Origin of the sequence: Vibrio sonorensis, assembly GCF_001854765.1 — a bacterium.
Classification (GTDB): Bacteria; Pseudomonadota; Gammaproteobacteria; order Enterobacterales; family Vibrionaceae; genus Vibrio; species Vibrio sonorensis.
Map to the genome: position 1 here is coordinate 183311 of NZ_LJJE01000092.1, position 15716 is coordinate 199026.

Sequence of the window (15716 nt, forward strand, 5' to 3'; positions counted from 1 at the left end):
TATGTGTAATTGCTTTGATGAAATGCTCGCAAGAGTTAAAGACGCTGCCACTGAACAACTAAAAGACACTCCAATGGTTGAGGGGTCTTTAAAAGTCGAATGGAAAAACCGTGTGTTCTTTCTTGATAGTAAACCGTCTGCCCCTGTCGCTCTTTATGTAGAAACAGAGTACCACCCACTAAAGAAAAACAATGAGCCAATGAAGAACAAAAGGAAGCTAGAGAACGGCTTCAAAATGTCTCATTGCCCTTTTTGCGGAACTGCATTTGATGAGGTGGCAGCATGAGTTCAACTACAGGAAAAGTGCAACCTCGTGAGCTGTACCCAACGCCGCCAGAAGTTGTCGACGCATTGCTATCAAAGTTAACCGTTCGCCCAACCGACAAGTTTTTAGAGCCTTGTTACGGTACTGGCGCAATCTTTGACAAGATAGCTTTGCCACAAAGCCAAAAGTCATTTGCTGAAATCGAAAAAGGTATTGATTACCTAACAACGGATTTCGGTACCCAAGACGTGATCATCACTAACCCTCCGTTTTCACTAACGGAGGAATTCATTCGCAAAAGCCTAAGTGAGTTAGCACCAGACGGCACAATGGCATACCTGCAGCGTGTGAATTACTTAGGTTCGAAAAAGCGCCTTCCTTTCTGGTTTGAAATTGGCTTTCCGCCAAAGTGCCCAATCATCGTTCCTCGCCCTCGTTTTGTTGGCGGTGGTTCAGATTCGTGTGAATACGCTTGGTTTATCTGGGATAACGGCAACCGCTTCGATATTCCTCAAGGGCTAAGCCATATCGTTTCAGTTGGTCATGAGGTGGCGGCATGAAATTGAATAAACAGGAAGTAAAAGCGATTGAGGATATGCAATCTATTCTTGATGCGATAAAGCATCCCGAGGGCAAAGGTTATGTGTGTTTTTCTAGCGGCGATATTACAAATATTGAGCGTGTTTTAGGTATCGACCTGTGGAAAGCAACGTTAGGCAATCGTGACGTAAAGAAAGCAGTTCGTGGTAAAGAGCGCCTGTTGATGAAGATTTGCTTTCAAGCAGGTGGTCAATATCCTGCTGAAAGGCATTGTTTCTTTCCATTTCAGGTTAGAACGAAAGCCACTAAATGAACACCCTAATAGAACCAACCGAAATCGACCTATACGATTTTCCATGGCAAGCCCCTTTGACTGAGGTTGAAGCGGGCTGCTTTGGTTCGCGTCGATACAACTCAATTATTGAACCTGATGATCTTAGTGTTCTGGAGCGTAAGCTATTTGATGCGAACCCAGACGATTTCGAGTGGGCGAAAGATAAGATTAAAGACCTACCGGACTACCTAACCAAGTACTTTGTTACTCGTTACGTTTCAGTGTTCGAAAAGAAAGGCCGTAAAGATGCCAACATATTTTTGCGTGAACGTATGGGGCCAGCCGCTGAACGTGCGCTGATGGTTTTACGCAAATACAAAAAGTTACCGACAACCCAAAAGGTTTCTTTGCTTAGTGAAGAGTTTAGCGACACTGAGCAAAGCGACTTTGCACAAAAAGAGCAAATGCGTTTTGATTTCGAAAAGGCAGAGCGCAACCGCAAACCAGTTAAAAGCCGACTACTGGCAGAGCTTGAGCCGTCAGAAGTTAAAGACATGGCATTCAAAATTAGCCAAATCACTAAGGCTAAATTCCCTCTTATCGCTGCACGTGTGGCTAATCGTGATCTGGATGAAGACGAAATTCCAGAGGTGATCGGCTATGAAGAATTAGCCGAATTTGTCTGCCACTTTGGTATGACGCCACCGCGCAAGAAAAAGAAACAAACTGACCTAACCGCACTGAATGACATTTCACGCATGTTAGATGAAAAGTGGTGGTATGGACGCCTTAATAAAACACGCAAAATCATGCGTGAGCACCTAGCCATTGCTATGGGGCAAGTCTCGTCAAAAGCATCACCTTATGCGTCATGGGATTGCGTTCGAGAGCACCAAGCGCAGCAAACAGCTAACTATGAATACATCAAGCAATGCCAGTTATTAGATGAAGAAACAGGCGAAGAAGCTGATCTCTGGGATATGGTCAAAAAGAGTGTGGCTAACCCTGCCATTCGTCGTCATGAATTGATGGTGCGTTGTCGTGGCTGTGAAGACATTGGCAATGAGCTGGGTTTGCAAGGTCTGTTCTTAACGTTGACCACTCCATCTAAGTATCACAACTCATACAAGAAAGGCGGCTTTATTGGTCACTGGAACGGTGCAAGCCCACGTGATGCGCAATCTTACCTAAACAACGTATGGCAGCGAATCCGCGCTAAACTAGGTCGTGAAGAAATCCGCTGGTTTGGTGTTCGTGTCGCTGAGCCACATCATGACGGCACACCACACTGGCATTTGCTTATCTGGGTAAAACCAGAAGACGTGATGCAAGTGCGTGACATCTTTATTTCTTATGCCACGCAAGAAGACCGTGGAGAACTGCATCCAGAGCTTGAGAAAGAGAAGAAAAAGCCATTCCGCAAATGTGCTTACGTTGGGCCGCTAGATTATCGCCCACGTTGTGACTTTGGTTTTATTGACCCAGAGAAAGGCACTGCAACGGGCTACATCGCTAAATACATTTCAAAGAACATTGACGGCTTTGCAATGGACGAGGAGATCTCGGACGAAACAGGCAAGCCAGTCAAAGACATGGCGAAGAATGTTAGTGCTTGGAAAAGCCGTTGGAACATTCGCCAGTTCCAGTTCTTCGGTGGTGCACCAGTCACGACTTACCGTGAACTACGCCGCTTCGCTAACCAGAACAAAAAAGCGTTTATGGAATACCTCTTCATGCAAGAGCGTGTCGACCTACTCACTATCTACTCAATGCTGCAGCGTGATCTTGTTGGTCCTATTAAGCCTAGCAAGCTGATCACCAATGAAGAGTTAATGAAAGTGATTGGTGATAGCTACCAGTCACGCATGAAGACCGAAGACGCAAGCATCACAGACACTTTGAAAGCTGCTGACCATGGTAACTGGCAAGGTTACATCATGGGGCAAGGTGGCCCATTCGTTAAGCGTGAAGATTTACTGATCGTGAACTCTTATGAAGTACTGCCATTCGCTTCACCTCATGGCGAAGACGTTCGCAAAATTGAGGGTTTCACTACACCAGAAGAAACCATCAAAACACGCACCAAAGTTTGGACGATTCAGAAGAAATCAAAGGTTAACGATGATGCTAAAGCGTGCGCTCTTGGGAGCGAAGCGACCGCTTTTGGAGCCTCTGGCTCCTCTCGGAGTTCTGTCAATAACTGTACGGAGCCTGAGAAAGTACAGGTCTGCGATCAGCTAACCCGATTATTAGAGCCTGTTAATAAACGGGCGAATAAATCACCAAATATTGATGAAGCGGCACTGGCCGCACTGCTAAAAGGCAGTTCAATTCGCATCGACGATGCAACCAGTATTCAAATCCGCCCTTCGGAGGTAGACGAACACGGCAATAAACGACCTGCCCAGTTGGTAGAAGTGAGTCGTCAACGTTCGGACGACACTAATTGGATGGATTTCGAGGGTTGGGACAACCTATTCGCCCAACCAGAAAAGCAAGAGTATCAACAACCCGACTTGTCGATTTTCCCTGATGGGGACGACTGGCCGTTAATGTAGGAGAATTTAGGATGATATTACCAGGTGAAATTGTGGTGGATAACTTTGCAGGTGGTGGCGGTGCTTCCACTGGTATGGAGTTGGGTTTAAATCGTCATGTAGATATTGCGATTAACCATGATCCTGCGGCTATCGATATGCATCGAGTCAATCACCCAGAGACGAAACACTATTGCGAATCGGTGTGGGATGTTGACCCAGTTGATGCATGTGCTGGTCGACCTGTTGGTTTAGCGTGGTTTTCACCTGACTGTAAGCATTTTTCTAAAGCAAAAGGAAACCGTCCGGTTGATAAGAATATTCGTGGGCTGGCATGGGTAGCTGTCCGTTGGGCGGCAATGGTACCAGTTCGTATGATGATGCTAGAAAACGTTGAAGAGTTCATGACATGGGGACCAGTTGTTGAAACCGAAAACGGCAAATTCAAACCATGCCCAGACCGTAAAGGCGAAACCTTTGATGCTTTTGTGAAAGTATTAACGGACGGATTGAACGAAGACCACCCAGCATGGGAAGAAATTAAAACAGCCCTTGGCGATGATTTTCCACATTACGATAGATTACAGGATGGCTTAGGCTACACGCTAGACTTCAAGGTTCTTCATGCTTGCGACTATGGCGCACCTACCACGAGAAAACGTTTCTTTATGGTAGCCAGAAATGATGGTCAGCCAATCGAGTGGCCGGCTAAAACTCATGGCCCTGATGGGAGTGGTTTAAAACCTTACGCTTCGGCAGCAGATATTATTGATTGGTCTATCCCTGTTAAGTCTATTTTTAACCGCAAACGACCATTAGCGGAAAAGACAATGGAACGGATAGCCAAAGGGTTAGATAAGTTTGTGCTTTCTTCGGAAGCACCTTTTGTTGTGCCAGAAAACTGCGTTACGCCATTTGTTACTGAATGCGCCAACGCATCGAGTCAAAGAAACATGCCAGCAAATGAACCTTTACGAACCATATGTGCTCAAGTTAAAGGTGGTCACTTTGCTTTGGTAACTGCGTTTATAGCAAAGCACTTTACTGGTGTCAGTGGTTCTGACATCGAGTCGCCATTGCACACAGTAACAACGACTGATCACAATGCGTTAGTAACTAGCCATATGGTAAAGATGCGTGGTACCAATATCGGTCATAGTACCAATGAGCCAGTACATACCATTTCTGCAGGTGGTTTTCATATCGGTGAGGTAAGAGCATTTCTACTCAAGTACTACGGCACAAGTTACGGTGAGGCATGTGACAGCCCAATAGGTACCGTTACTACAAAAGACCGCTTTGGTTTGGTCACGGTTAGAGGTGAAGAGTATCAAATCGTTGATATTGGTATGCGCATGTTAGAACCACATGAGCTGTTCGCGGCACAAGGTTTTCCAGAAGACTATAAAATTTCACACAATAGCGAAGGTAAAAAGTTATCTAAAGCGAGCCAGGTTGCTCGATGTGGTAATGCAGTATGTCCACCTGTGGCGCAAGCTCTGGTTGAAGCAAATGTCGGTGTTGAAAGAGAAAGGATAGCGGCTTAACTACTAACAGCCTTTATCAGCTCAAGTATTGGTTGGCGGATATGAAGAGGGACATGCTTCATAGCTGCCACCAAATCCGTATCACTGATTGACCGTTTACCAAGTTCAGCCCAAGCAAAGTCTAACCAAGTAATACCGTAGTACTCAAAGAGTCCTTGTAGTTCACTCAGCCTTGGGTCACGTCTTCCCTGTTCGATACGCTGGTAAGACGTAAGCGAGATGTCAATTTGATTCGCAATTTGCTCTTGGCTTTTGCGATTTTTCACCCTTAATTGGATTAAATACTCAACTATTGGCTCTAATTGTTTGTTTTTACTCGGCAAAGATTCAAATCCCTAAGTCATTTCTGACTAGTAGTTGCGATTTATATGCCAACGGTGACGAGCCTTTATGGAATGGTGATCCACATATGTTTTGTGGTTATGCACCTTATGTATTATGCGCTGGCTAGGTAAAAAGCTAAGTCGCATAACCCAAATTATAGGCGACAAAAATCCATAATAAATTTGTTAGATAAAAACTACTGTATTAATATACAGTAAATCGTCAGTTAGGAGGCTAAATGTCTGAACTACATAACAATGCGGAGGCGTTTGTTTTATGCGCTTTGGCTGAGGATACAAGCGGGAACCACGAAGAAAACCAAGACATTGGCATGTTCTTAATTTCGTTGATTCTTGCCCACAAAAAAGGACAGCTAAAAGCTGTCCATGTTAATGGGTCTGAATGCGAGAGTGAATTGGTTAAAACAAAGCTAACTGCTGCTTTAAGTGGTCACGGTGATCAGGCTTTAGCACCTTGATTAAGCAGTTAGCCAGTTCACTGGTATCTTTCGATGATGGGCTTAGTGTGTGACTAAAATACAAAGACATAACAAACTGATGTTCACACGCTGGGTTCTTACACTCACAATACAAATCTGCACAGTCGTTCGATAGGCGGTTGGTTTTATTAATCACCGCCCGTTCGCCACAACCACAAGTAATGCGACTACCAAATAAAGACGGTTTACTAGTCGCACCAATTCCGAAATGAAGCTTTGACTGTTTTAGTGAGTGGCGGTAGCCGATAGAACTCACAAAGGTATGCCCACATTCTGGGTTAGAACAGGAACAAGATAAATCTGCGCAATTGGCATCTTTAGCGATGCTTCTACTTACAATCGCGCGTTCACCACATTTGCAATAAACTCGCATACATTGACCTAACTTAACTGACTGACAGCATAATATTACGTCAATGGCTGTGTTTTTGTACAGGTTTATGCGGCTTCTCCTGTATTCACATCAAACTTTAGGTGTAGGCTTGCCATGCCTTTGATTTCTGGGTCGTTGTTCACCTCATCCATAATTAGGTGACATACGGGGATGATCTCGTCTTTGTCATATTCACGACCGACCTTTTCTGGGTCAGGGAAGTTTGAACCAGGTTGCGGCATCATTCCTCCTTTACCTGCAGGGAATCGGTGACCTACAAGGATATCTTGAGCTGTGATGTTCTTAATTCGCTCGAATTCATCCTTTGTGGCTATGTCGCCAACGGGTATCAACTGAATGCCTTTTTCATGACCATTGGGAATATTCACAAACATGCTGCGGAAGTTGCCAACACCTTTTGAACTGGCGATCTTCTCTTTCAACATTTTTTCATCATCATCACTTAGGTTCGGGTCAGTGGCATAGAAGATAAAGCCCATGTGAGCACCGTTCTTGAAGTATCGACGTCTGAACAATGTGGCGTCTTGGTTCAACATGCTGCTTTGAATGCTGCCCAGATAATCAGGCAACCCATAAACCTGCTGTTGTGGGTCGTATTGGCTCAAGAAAATGACATCATCTGGATTATAGGTGCGTTGTTTGTTGCCACGCTCCAAAATGACAATTTTCCCGTTCTTGCGTTTACGAAGGTACATAGCTGGTAATGGATGAAAGCGGACTACTCGACCAAAGTGATCTCGAATCTTCAATAATGCACCATGACCAAATTGGAAGTAATCACGGCAAAAAGCAGCATTTGCTTTCGACGGATGGCACCTTGCTGAAAACGGGCGGTGACATAATTGCCACGGGCAACTAATAGCGAACCATGGTAGGCGTTTGCCCTTGCTATATCTGCTAGCCCTTCGGGGGAGATTGGCGGTTCCCAATAATCGTCAGTGTCGTTGTAAAACAAGTCCGTGTAGTTTGTCATCCAACTATTTGAATCGATGGATTCAGGTGCGCCAAGGTCTACGCCATACACCGATGATGATTGACTTTCTTGTTGTGTTACAAGGTGTGTTGTTTTCTCTGTCATTATGCTGCCATTGCGTAGGTAGATTTGCGTTTTGTTGAGTGATCGATAGGTTCGTTAATCAATGCGTGTGAGAGTGCCCAGAAATCATCGGCATGACCAACCAACTCGCTTCGATCGGCTTTGAACGTTAATGCGTTACCACTATTCGTCGGTACTCGTTTTATCGCCATGAATGACATTGCGGTTTCTTTGAGTGTTTCGTCGAATTGGAGTCGATTGCTGTCAATGACATCAATCATTTTCATGACTAGTCGGTTTTTACTGTCGTTCGAATAGTGAATGGGAACCACTTCACGTGGGAATTTGTTTTGGAGCAGGTCGTAAACACCTGCACCGATACCGGTGACGTCGATACCAAGGTAACTAACGTTAAAGCGTTCGAATACTTTGGCGATCTCACTGGCCTGATGCTGAAAACTCAAACCACGCCAACTTAGTTTCTTTAACACTCGGAACTTTTCGCCAGCGACAATCGGTGGAGCGACCACCATTAGCACAGCGTTATCACGAGTTCGAGAAGGGTCGTAACCTAACCAAACCTCTCTATTGCCAAACGGTTGAGGATCGTCGGGGTTGTAGTCTCGCCATATTCCAGAGTCGACCATACATTTCTGAATTTTGTTAAATTCAAAAATGGAGCTAGCACCGTCAACAAAAATACACATGAACAGGTTGTTGAACTCTGCATCACTGTATTCATCGCGGAGATCTTCGAGGTCTACCAGGTCAAAGCCACTGGCGACAGCATCTTCAATTGTGATGACATAACGCCATTGCTTGTCAGGGCATAATCGACCACCGTCTCTAAACTCATCGAATGTTGGGAATTCGATGTTTTTACGAGAGTCTTTGCCTTCCTTCCATGCGTCACCTGTCCAGAATGTATAGGCTGGATGGGTTTTACTTGATGGAGTAGAAAAGTATGTTCTGCGCCAGTGCTTATGAGTAGCGATAGCAGACGAAACTTTTTTTACTTCTTCAAACCGGCTAATCCAGAAATATTCATCTGTGTATAAATGGCCGCTGTATGACTGTGCGGTTTTACCATTGGTAGAAAGAAACCTAAGAGTTGCGCCATTAGAGAGCACAATAGGGTTGCCAGATAGTTCAAGGTCGAAAAACTCTTTAGCAATACGAATGATGTATGTGCGGAATACTTCGGCTTGAGCTCGTGAAGCTGAAAGGAATATTTGATCATCACCATTGATGACCGCATCTTCAAAGGCTTCACCAGAAAAGTAATAGGTCGCGCCAATTTGTCGAGATTTTAAAATGTTGCGAATGCGCTGATGCAAGTTCTCGCGCATGACTTTTTGAAAGGCATAAAGTGAATTGTGCCATGGAGCAAAGTCATCACCTGTCAGGTGGTCGACGTTGTTTTTCTTCTTGCGTCCACGTGATTTTTTACCATCGCCTTTATTATTGCCGCTGTTCTCATTTCGACCTTGGGGCTCTGGTTGGTTTAAGCGTTTTTCAGCTTTGGCTTTAGCGTCAGCATTTGCCTGAGTAGTTTAACGTGATGTTCGATAAGACGGTCCATCTCCTTGAGCTGCTGGTCGCTCTTTTCGTCTTTATCAATCAACACCGCTAAACGGCGGTTAATCATCTCTTCAACAGATAAATCGTTAACGAGTAAATCCCAGCCGAATTTCTCCGCCCAGGTATAAACAATGCGTGAACTGTTTAAGCTTAGTTCCGCTGCTATTTCTTTAGGAAGTACGCCACGGATATACATCCTTTTGGCGGCTTCTCTTATTTCATCTGAATATGCCATAAGCGCATCATACGCCCCGAAAACTCGCAAATGACTAAGCAAAATTCGGATGAATTCGGATATGGGCTAAATCCGAATTTCTAGGAATTGAAGTGGCTGAAACGACTTATTCAAAGGCGTATTGTTTGGCTCAAATAGATTGTTAAAAGCACTTTGCATACAGATTAGCGAGTCAAATTCATGCCTAAAACCAGTGATTGGATCATTATTGCCACCGAAGGAACTACCGTTTCAGATGGCCGTGTCATTAGCGCAAGTTGGATTAATGACATGGCTGAGCTTTATGACAAAGAAGAGTACACCGCTTTAATTTGGCCTGAGCACTATCGTAGTTCTTGGGCAGTATTTGAAGGTAAAAACTGGGGTGAAGTTGAAGAGCTTAAATCAGGCAAATTCAAAGATAAGCTTCGCCTGTTCGCAAAAGTCACACCAAACAAATATCTGCTAGCAGCAAACAAAGACGGTCAGAAACTGTTTTCTTCTATTGAACCAGAACCAGATTACAAGAAAGAAGGACGTTGTTACCTGATGGGCCTAGCTGCGACTGACTCCCCAGCATCGTCAGGTACAACCCGTATGCGTTTTTCACGTGTGCAAGGTGGTGATTACACCGAACTAGAGGTTAGCCAGTTAGAAGAGTTAGACCTCAATAGCTGCTTTTCTCGCAAAGAACGTTTGTTCTCATTGCTAAACGAATTTCTGTTCTCTGGTGATGAACATCCAGAGACACCACCCGAACCAGAGGACACCGATGTGACCGAAGAACAATTGAAAGCCGCATTAAAGCAATTTAAAGGCGAGTTAAAAACAGAGCTTGCTCAAGAATTTAATCTGAAAGCAGGTGGCGGCAACGAAACCCCTGAAACACCAGAACCTGTGACCAATCAAGGCGCAACCGTTGAGCAGTTTTCTACCACTTTGGAAACACAACTAAAACCATTGTTGGAAAAAGTTGACGGCTTAGAAACTAAGTTCAACCAACTTTCGAAAGAAGTACCAGGTCAAGAGCCTAATGACGCTGGTAACGGTGACGATTACAGCCCCGTTTAAACCGCAGAACTTGGCTAACTGAATTAACTAAATTAGGAGAGATCGCGTAATGTCGCAGATTCTTACTCAATCAGCCCGTGACAACATGGACCATTTCGCGCAGAAGTTAGCGCAGAGTTATGGTGTCACCAATGTGGCTCAATTGTTCAATGTATCACCTCAGTTAGAAACTAAGCTGCGTGCGGCTATCGTCGAATCGGCAGAGTTTCTAAAAATGATCACGGTAACAACCGTTGACCAAATCGAAGGTCAAGTGGTCGATGCTGGCGTTAGCGGTCTGTATACCGGTCGTAAAGCTGATGGTCGTTTCACTAAACAACTTGGTGTTGGCGGTCATAAATACAAGCTAGTTGAAACAGACTCATGTGCTGCAATTACTTGGGCAATGCTTTGTCAGTGGGCTAACCAAGGCGGTCGTGGCAAGTTCATGAAACTGCTGACTGAATTCTCTAACCAGATGTTCGCACTCGATATCATTCGTGTTGGTTGGAATGGTGTGTCTGCTGCTGCAACAACTAACCCAACGACCAACCCACTTGGTCAGGATGTCAACGTAGGTTGGTATCAGTACGTGTTAGAGAAGAAGCCATCACAAATCGTTGATGAAGATGTCTATTTTGATGACGCTGGCGATTACAAAACGCTTGATGCGATGGCGTCGGACATCATCAACAACCAGATTCACCCAGCGTTCCGCAATGACCCCCGCCTAACTGTTTATGTTGGTTCTGGTCTAGTTGGTGCGGCTCAGTACAAAACGTACAGCAAAGCCGACACGCCAACAGAGCAAATCGCTGCGCAAAAACTGGATAAGTCTATCGCTGGCCGTCCTGCTTATGTGCCGCCGTTCATTCCAGATAATGCGATGGTTGTGACTATTCCTACCAACCTGCAAGTGCTGACGCAGCATGGTACTACTCAGCGTAAAGCGAAGCATGAAGAAGACCGTAAGCAGTTTGAAAACGCTTACTGGCGTATGGAAGGTTATGCCGTGGGTGTTCTGGAAGCCTTTGCTGCTTATAACCCAGCGAAAGTCCATATCGCGCCTAAACCTGCTGCTTAACGGAAGGTAATCGATAGCTATGAACTTATCCCCAGCAATGCGCCATAAGTTGGCGCATATGAAAGCCGAACAAGAGCCAATGAATGTTGAAGTGGTAAACACCGATAGCCTTCATTTAAAGCTCATCGAGTTCGAAGAAGACCGCAAGTACTTAAAAGGTTTTAACGCCATTGCTGATCGAGTGGAACATAAACGCTCTGTATTAGTGCCTAAGTACAAGCCGTATATCGAAAAATACCTAGAAGATGGTGACGTTTATTCGAACCCTATTTTCAGCGACATGATCGTGTGGTTGTTCGATATTCAAGAACTTGAATTGGCAATCGACTGGTGTTTCAAAGCTATCGATTTGGGCTTGCCTCTTCCTGAGGGCTGGCGTCGAAAAGACTGGGGAACTGTCTGTGCTGATTTTGTTCTGCAGTGGGCAGAGAAAGAGTCTGTAGAAGGTCGCAGTGTAGAACCGTACTTTAGCCAGGTATTCGAGAAGGTCGAAAAAGAGTGGCGTTTGCATGAAGAGGTTCATGCCAAATGGTTCAAGTTTGCTGGTCTGCACCTGATTCGAAATGAAGAAGGTCACCCACTCGCTTCTTCGGTGGGCTGCGTTGAAACACTGCAAAAAGCTTTAGTGCTGCTTGAGCACGCTGACGACAAAAGCGAAAAAGCCCAGGTGAAAACGCACATTAAAAAAATTAAGAGTCGGATTAACGCCTTACAAGAAGGCAAAAATCTGTAACTCAAAGACTCCTACGCCACCGCGCTCGGCTGGCGAGGTTGCAATAACCGCAAAGGTTCATTGTAAACCGTCGACCCAGTGGCTAGAGCGCCCCTATTTTGAAGAATCGTAAGGATTGATCATGAAGAACTTAGTTAAATGGATAGTTACTTTGATGCTAGTGATAGTGGCATTAGTTAGTCACCAGTTGGGTTATGTCAGTGAAGGTGTGGTCAATCTGATGTTGGTAGCCGCTTGGCTCAATGCAGCCTTACTGATTTGCATGTTCTTCGTACTCTTTGATGACAAGAAGTTAAATGACTTTGCGGAACGGATTAGAACATCTGGGTTAAAGCCTTGGCAGAGCAAATTGCAATCAACACTCGTGACACTGATTGGCTGCACGTTTATCTATTTTGGTTATTGGATTACGGGAGCAGTCTGGTTAATAGCTGCACTGATTGCATCGGTAGTTACGTACGCTCTTCATCAAATGGCGAGTGTTGAACGATGAGCTTTGGTGGATACGTCGAAGAAAATGCAAATACGGACATCGAGTCCGGTGGCTGGCCTGTGCTGAAAACCAGTGAGTTTCGCCAGATGAGACGTATTCCTTCACTGTTCGATGAAAGCTCAATTATTACTGCACTTCAAGCCGCTAGCTTGTACGTGCAGGGTGAACTGGATGAATTGTTGATTGATGGTGAAGCACCTGCACTCGATACGCTGAAAGCATCCGTTTATAAGCGTGCCGTGTATGGAACCGCTCATGCTGACTTATTGCCAGAGTTCGCAACTCAAGACCGAAGAGAAGCGGCAGAAAATACAGCCGAAGACGATTTCAAACAGGCTGACCGATTTAGAACTCAAGCAAAACGGGACATTAGTTTGTTGCTTGGTAGAAGTGTCAACAAGGTGGATTTGATCTGATGCAAACCAAATTACAAGCCTTACACAAATACCTATGTCAGCAACTTAAAGGCAATGTCCATGCGAAAAAAATTCATGCAACCCAAGCTGGCGGTGAGTTGATTGTAAATGGTGAAGACAGAGGCAATGGCGGCTATCGAATTGCTAACTGGTTTTACCAAGCAGGGATACTGATCGAGAACTTCCCTCATAACAAATTAGACCCAAATACATTGTTCGCTTTGGTGGCTTGTTGGATTTCTGAATTTGACCCTGAAAGGGACGAGAACGAAGAGCTTGGTAATCCTGATATCGAGATCGATGTAAACAACGAAGAAAGCGCAGATGTATTAATAAAAATTGCCTTTGAAGAACCCATCGAGTTGATACCAGACCCGAAAGGGTTAGTGCTTTGGAATAGCCAAACTTATCGAGTGAATCCAGTAGAAATCTGGATAGCGGAAGAAGGCGAAATCACGAATGCAGCCAACGATAACGCTTAACGCCAATGATGCAGTCAGTGCCAGAAAAGCACTTGAAGCGTTGATGCTGCCACCAAAGAAACGATTTTGGATTCTAAAAGATTTAGGTCGCTGGGAAATACGCAATACCCGAAGCCGCATTAAGCGTCAGAAAGACACTAAAAACAAAGCGTATGACAAGCGAAAGAAAGGCGAAGGTGCAGTACTAACGAGCTTCGCCAACGGGATGGAACCCTACGTTAAGAACGGAGCAAAGGATCTCGACTTAACGTGGAAAAGCCGGATTCAGGCAAAAAAAGCCGCTGTTCATCAACAAGGTATGACAGAGACGGTCACCGCCAGGCAGCACATAAAAAGCCAGAACAAAAGGTTTGGACAACCTGATTATGAAGCGCAAGCCACTGATGAACAAGCCCATGCACTGCGCCGTTTAGGTTACAAAATCAGGCGAAAAGATGGCGGATTTAATCGCCTGAGTAAACGCAATATTCAAAAGCGACTGACGTTAGGTCAAGCAGGGCTAATTATCCGCATGATGCGTTCAGGTAGTCCGAAAGGGAAACAGAGCTGGACGATAGAAACACCAGAACGTGAGTTGCTTGGAACCCGAAAAGAACTGGTCACCAAACGACTGTTACGCAACATCGAAAAAGCCAAGCACCGCTAGGCGAAAAGAGGATAGAACTGATGGCAACCGGAAAGGTAGAAGTCAATAACTTGAACTTGGGGCAAGGCGATATCCCCGAAATTGAACGCCATCTGCTTTTCATTGGCATTACGTCAAAAGCAGAACTGCAAGGCAAAGTCACTCGTGTTTCTGCAATGACTGACCTATCAGGTGTTGTCGCAGAAGATGAGTTGGGGGCGAATGTGATCGCCGCTCAACTTAACGGTAAGCAAAACTGGACTGCTGCTATCTATGGCTTAACCGCTCCAGAACTTTGGACGGGCGCAGTAGATGAAGCCAATAAAACGGATTCGTTCGAAGGTATTGTTCTGGTCGACAAGACCACGGATAAAGCCGCTTTTGATGACATGATGGCAAAACACAATGAGCTAGTGAGCAAACTAGGTCGTTGGGTGTTCATCTTGGCTGCAGTACCTGGTATCGATTCAGACACTCAAACATGGTCTGAATACGAAACGGCAATGCTTGCACTAGTGAAAGATGTTGCTGCGAATATGGTGGTACCAGTGCCACAGCTTCACGGTAATAACATCGGTGTACTCGCTGGTCGCCTGTGTGATCGCAGTGTTACGGTAGCAGACACACCTATGCGTGTTGCAACAGGCAATGTGTTGGGCTTGGGTGATGCACCTGTAGACAGTGCTGGCAAAGAACTCGAAATGTCGACCATTGAAGCACTTGCAATCGCTCGTTACTCAGTGCCGCAATGGTATGCCGACTACGAAGGTATTTATTGGACTGATGCGACTACGCTCGAAGCTAAAGGTGGTGACTATCAGTACCTAGAGTATGTACGTCCGGTGCACAAACTTAATCGCCGTGTTCGCGTGAAAGCGATTCGTCGTATTGGTGACAAAATCCTCAACTCTACACCAGAGTCTATCGAGCTCAATAAGCAGTATTTCTCAAAAGACATGCGCCAAATGAGTAAAGGTATTCAACTTGGTGATATTCAATTCCCAGGTGAAATCATGCCGCCACGTGATGGTGATGTGACTATCCAATGGATGACTAAATCAAAAGTGGTGATCGGTTTAATGGTGCAGCCGCATAACTGCCCTAAGCACATTGTCGTCAATGTTGCGCTAGACCTGTCTAACCCAGCTGATCAGGAGGCATAAATATGCGCATTTCCGGTAAGAATCTCAAATTCACTTTAAATGACCTCAAGATTAGTGCGCAGAAATGGACAGTTTCTATCACTGACAATAGTGCGGTGACCAAAACCAATGGCGTTCCTGATGGCTTTGTAGAAGGTGATGTCGAAGCATCTGGCGAATTAGAGCTGATCACTAGTCAATTTAACTTGCTGATGAAAGCTGCCGCTGGCGCAGGTTCATTCCGTGGTTTACCTACGTTCGATGCTATGGGCTACGGCAAAACGGAGCGTGACGAACTCAAAGTAGAGATGTTTGGCATTAAGTTGAAAATCTCTGATCTGATTGATGCAGATAGCAACGGTGGTAGTGCGCTAGTTCATAAGATTCCGTTTGATGTGACAGATCCTGATTTTATCAACATCAATGGCGTGCCGTATCTACGACCAGAAGAAACCGCCGACATTATTGGGTAGGTGGTAG

Annotated in this window: 17 protein-coding genes and 2 pseudogenes; 15 read left to right on the forward strand and 4 right to left on the reverse strand. The window is 45.1% G+C overall.

Going from position 1 to position 15716, the window contains the following annotated elements; translation table 11 throughout:
- Position 1 precedes the first annotated feature (1 nt).
- The 5 genes from BLO31_RS16600 to BLO31_RS16620 are packed head-to-tail and all read left to right on the forward strand — an operon-like array spanning position 2 to position 5163.
- Complete coding sequence (locus tag BLO31_RS16600; protein ID WP_070969207.1) at positions 2–286, forward strand: hypothetical protein; 285 nt, start codon at positions 2–4, stop codon at positions 284–286.
- Complete coding sequence (locus BLO31_RS16605) at positions 283–825, forward strand: class I SAM-dependent methyltransferase (protein WP_029837881.1); 543 nt, start codon at positions 283–285, stop codon at positions 823–825. The genes BLO31_RS16600 and BLO31_RS16605 overlap by 4 nt, the downstream gene beginning before the upstream one ends.
- Positions 822–1118: a hypothetical protein gene (locus BLO31_RS16610; protein ID WP_070969210.1), complete on the forward strand. Its 297-nt coding sequence runs from the start codon at positions 822–824 to the stop codon at positions 1116–1118. The genes BLO31_RS16605 and BLO31_RS16610 overlap by 4 nt, the downstream gene beginning before the upstream one ends.
- Positions 1115–3637 (forward strand): replication endonuclease, encoded by a 2523-nt coding sequence (locus tag BLO31_RS16615; protein WP_070969213.1) that lies wholly within the window; start codon positions 1115–1117, stop codon positions 3635–3637. The genes BLO31_RS16610 and BLO31_RS16615 overlap by 4 nt, the downstream gene beginning before the upstream one ends.
- Before the next feature lie 11 nt (positions 3638–3648).
- Entirely contained in the window at positions 3649–5163 is a 1515-nt protein-coding gene (locus BLO31_RS16620) for a DNA cytosine methyltransferase (protein WP_070969216.1), read from the forward strand.
- Here BLO31_RS16620 and BLO31_RS16625 read toward each other — a convergent pair.
- Complete coding sequence (locus tag BLO31_RS16625; protein ID WP_070969219.1) at positions 5160–5486, reverse strand: helix-turn-helix transcriptional regulator; 327 nt, start codon at positions 5484–5486, stop codon at positions 5160–5162. The genes BLO31_RS16620 and BLO31_RS16625 overlap by 4 nt on opposite strands.
- 239 nt (positions 5487–5725) lie before the next feature.
- On the opposite strand from BLO31_RS16625, the gene BLO31_RS23900 reads away from it, so the two are divergent.
- Complete coding sequence (locus BLO31_RS23900; protein WP_031844051.1) at positions 5726–5965, forward strand: hypothetical protein; 240 nt, start codon at positions 5726–5728, stop codon at positions 5963–5965.
- Here BLO31_RS23900 and BLO31_RS25235 read toward each other — a convergent pair.
- The 3 genes and pseudogenes from BLO31_RS25235 to BLO31_RS16640 form a co-directional block, all read right to left on the reverse strand.
- Positions 5907–6359, reverse strand: a complete 453-nt coding sequence (locus BLO31_RS25235) for an ogr/Delta-like zinc finger family protein (RefSeq protein ID WP_076653621.1) — start codon at positions 6357–6359, stop codon at positions 5907–5909. The two genes, BLO31_RS23900 and BLO31_RS25235, sit on opposite strands and share 59 nt — an antisense overlap.
- Positions 6360–6424: 65 nt before the next feature.
- Positions 6425–7458 (reverse strand): annotated as a pseudogene (locus BLO31_RS16635) (phage portal protein).
- Positions 7458–9232, reverse strand: a pseudogene (locus BLO31_RS16640) (terminase large subunit domain-containing protein). Before BLO31_RS16640 ends, BLO31_RS16635 begins: the two co-directional pseudogenes overlap by 1 nt.
- Positions 9233–9412: 180 nt before the next feature.
- On the opposite strand from BLO31_RS16640, the gene BLO31_RS16645 reads away from it, so the two are divergent.
- The 9 genes from BLO31_RS16645 to BLO31_RS16685 all read left to right on the forward strand — a co-directional run bounded on the left by BLO31_RS16645 (position 9413) and on the right by BLO31_RS16685 (position 15709).
- Positions 9413–10282, forward strand: coding sequence for a GPO family capsid scaffolding protein (locus tag BLO31_RS16645; RefSeq protein ID WP_070969222.1), 870 nt, complete (start codon positions 9413–9415; stop codon positions 10280–10282).
- 49 nt (positions 10283–10331) lie between these two features.
- Complete coding sequence (locus BLO31_RS16650; RefSeq protein WP_070969226.1) at positions 10332–11345, forward strand: phage major capsid protein, P2 family; 1014 nt, start codon at positions 10332–10334, stop codon at positions 11343–11345.
- 19 nt (positions 11346–11364) lie between these two features.
- Positions 11365–12078, forward strand: a complete 714-nt coding sequence (gene gpM, locus BLO31_RS16655; protein WP_070969230.1) for a phage terminase small subunit — start codon at positions 11365–11367, stop codon at positions 12076–12078.
- A 121-nt stretch (positions 12079–12199) separates the two neighbouring features.
- Complete coding sequence (locus tag BLO31_RS16660) at positions 12200–12571, forward strand: hypothetical protein (protein WP_070969234.1); 372 nt, start codon at positions 12200–12202, stop codon at positions 12569–12571.
- A complete protein-coding gene (locus BLO31_RS16665; RefSeq protein WP_070969238.1) occupies positions 12568–12987 on the forward strand; it encodes a head completion/stabilization protein in 420 nt (139 codons plus the stop codon). The genes BLO31_RS16660 and BLO31_RS16665 overlap by 4 nt, the downstream gene beginning before the upstream one ends.
- Complete coding sequence (locus tag BLO31_RS16670) at positions 12987–13469, forward strand: phage tail protein (protein WP_070969243.1); 483 nt, start codon at positions 12987–12989, stop codon at positions 13467–13469. Before BLO31_RS16665 ends, BLO31_RS16670 begins: the two co-directional genes overlap by 1 nt.
- Entirely contained in the window at positions 13447–14115 is a 669-nt protein-coding gene (locus tag BLO31_RS16675; RefSeq protein ID WP_031844058.1) for a hypothetical protein, read from the forward strand. Before BLO31_RS16670 ends, BLO31_RS16675 begins: the two co-directional genes overlap by 23 nt.
- A 20-nt stretch (positions 14116–14135) precedes the next feature.
- On the forward strand, positions 14136–15257 hold the full coding sequence (locus tag BLO31_RS16680) for a DUF2586 domain-containing protein (protein ID WP_070969246.1): 1122 nt from the start codon (positions 14136–14138) through the stop codon (positions 15255–15257).
- The gene (locus tag BLO31_RS16685) at positions 15254–15709 is read left to right on the forward strand and encodes a phage protein (protein ID WP_070969251.1); all 456 of its coding nucleotides are present in this window, start codon (positions 15254–15256) and stop codon (positions 15707–15709) included. Before BLO31_RS16680 ends, BLO31_RS16685 begins: the two co-directional genes overlap by 4 nt.
- Positions 15710–15716: the final 7 nt, after the last annotated feature.

Bases quoted from the DNA above. Each gene is read 5' to 3' on its own strand.
- BLO31_RS16615 (WP_070969213.1), top strand. From the start codon at position 1,115: ATGAACACCCTAATAGAACCAACCGAAATCGACCTATACGATTTTCCA.
- BLO31_RS16610 (WP_070969210.1), top strand. From the start codon at position 822: ATGAAATTGAATAAACAGGAAGTAAAAGCGATTGAGGATATGCAATCT.
- BLO31_RS16605 (WP_029837881.1), top strand. From the start codon at position 283: ATGAGTTCAACTACAGGAAAAGTGCAACCTCGTGAGCTGTACCCAACG.
- BLO31_RS16675 (WP_031844058.1), top strand. From the start codon at position 13,447: ATGCAGCCAACGATAACGCTTAACGCCAATGATGCAGTCAGTGCCAGA.
- BLO31_RS16645 (WP_070969222.1), top strand. From the start codon at position 9,413: ATGCCTAAAACCAGTGATTGGATCATTATTGCCACCGAAGGAACTACC.
- BLO31_RS16670 (WP_070969243.1), top strand. From the start codon at position 12,987: ATGCAAACCAAATTACAAGCCTTACACAAATACCTATGTCAGCAACTT.
- BLO31_RS16680 (WP_070969246.1), top strand. From the start codon at position 14,136: ATGGCAACCGGAAAGGTAGAAGTCAATAACTTGAACTTGGGGCAAGGC.
- BLO31_RS16600 (WP_070969207.1), top strand. From the start codon at position 2: ATGTGTAATTGCTTTGATGAAATGCTCGCAAGAGTTAAAGACGCTGCC.
- gpM (WP_070969230.1), top strand. From the start codon at position 11,365: ATGAACTTATCCCCAGCAATGCGCCATAAGTTGGCGCATATGAAAGCC.
- BLO31_RS16620 (WP_070969216.1), top strand. From the start codon at position 3,649: ATGATATTACCAGGTGAAATTGTGGTGGATAACTTTGCAGGTGGTGGC.
- BLO31_RS25235 (WP_076653621.1), bottom strand. From the start codon at position 6,359: ATGCGAGTTTATTGCAAATGTGGTGAACGCGCGATTGTAAGTAGAAGC.
- BLO31_RS23900 (WP_031844051.1), top strand. From the start codon at position 5,726: ATGTCTGAACTACATAACAATGCGGAGGCGTTTGTTTTATGCGCTTTG.
- BLO31_RS16665 (WP_070969238.1), top strand. From the start codon at position 12,568: ATGAGCTTTGGTGGATACGTCGAAGAAAATGCAAATACGGACATCGAG.
- BLO31_RS16650 (WP_070969226.1), top strand. From the start codon at position 10,332: ATGTCGCAGATTCTTACTCAATCAGCCCGTGACAACATGGACCATTTC.
- BLO31_RS16660 (WP_070969234.1), top strand. From the start codon at position 12,200: ATGAAGAACTTAGTTAAATGGATAGTTACTTTGATGCTAGTGATAGTG.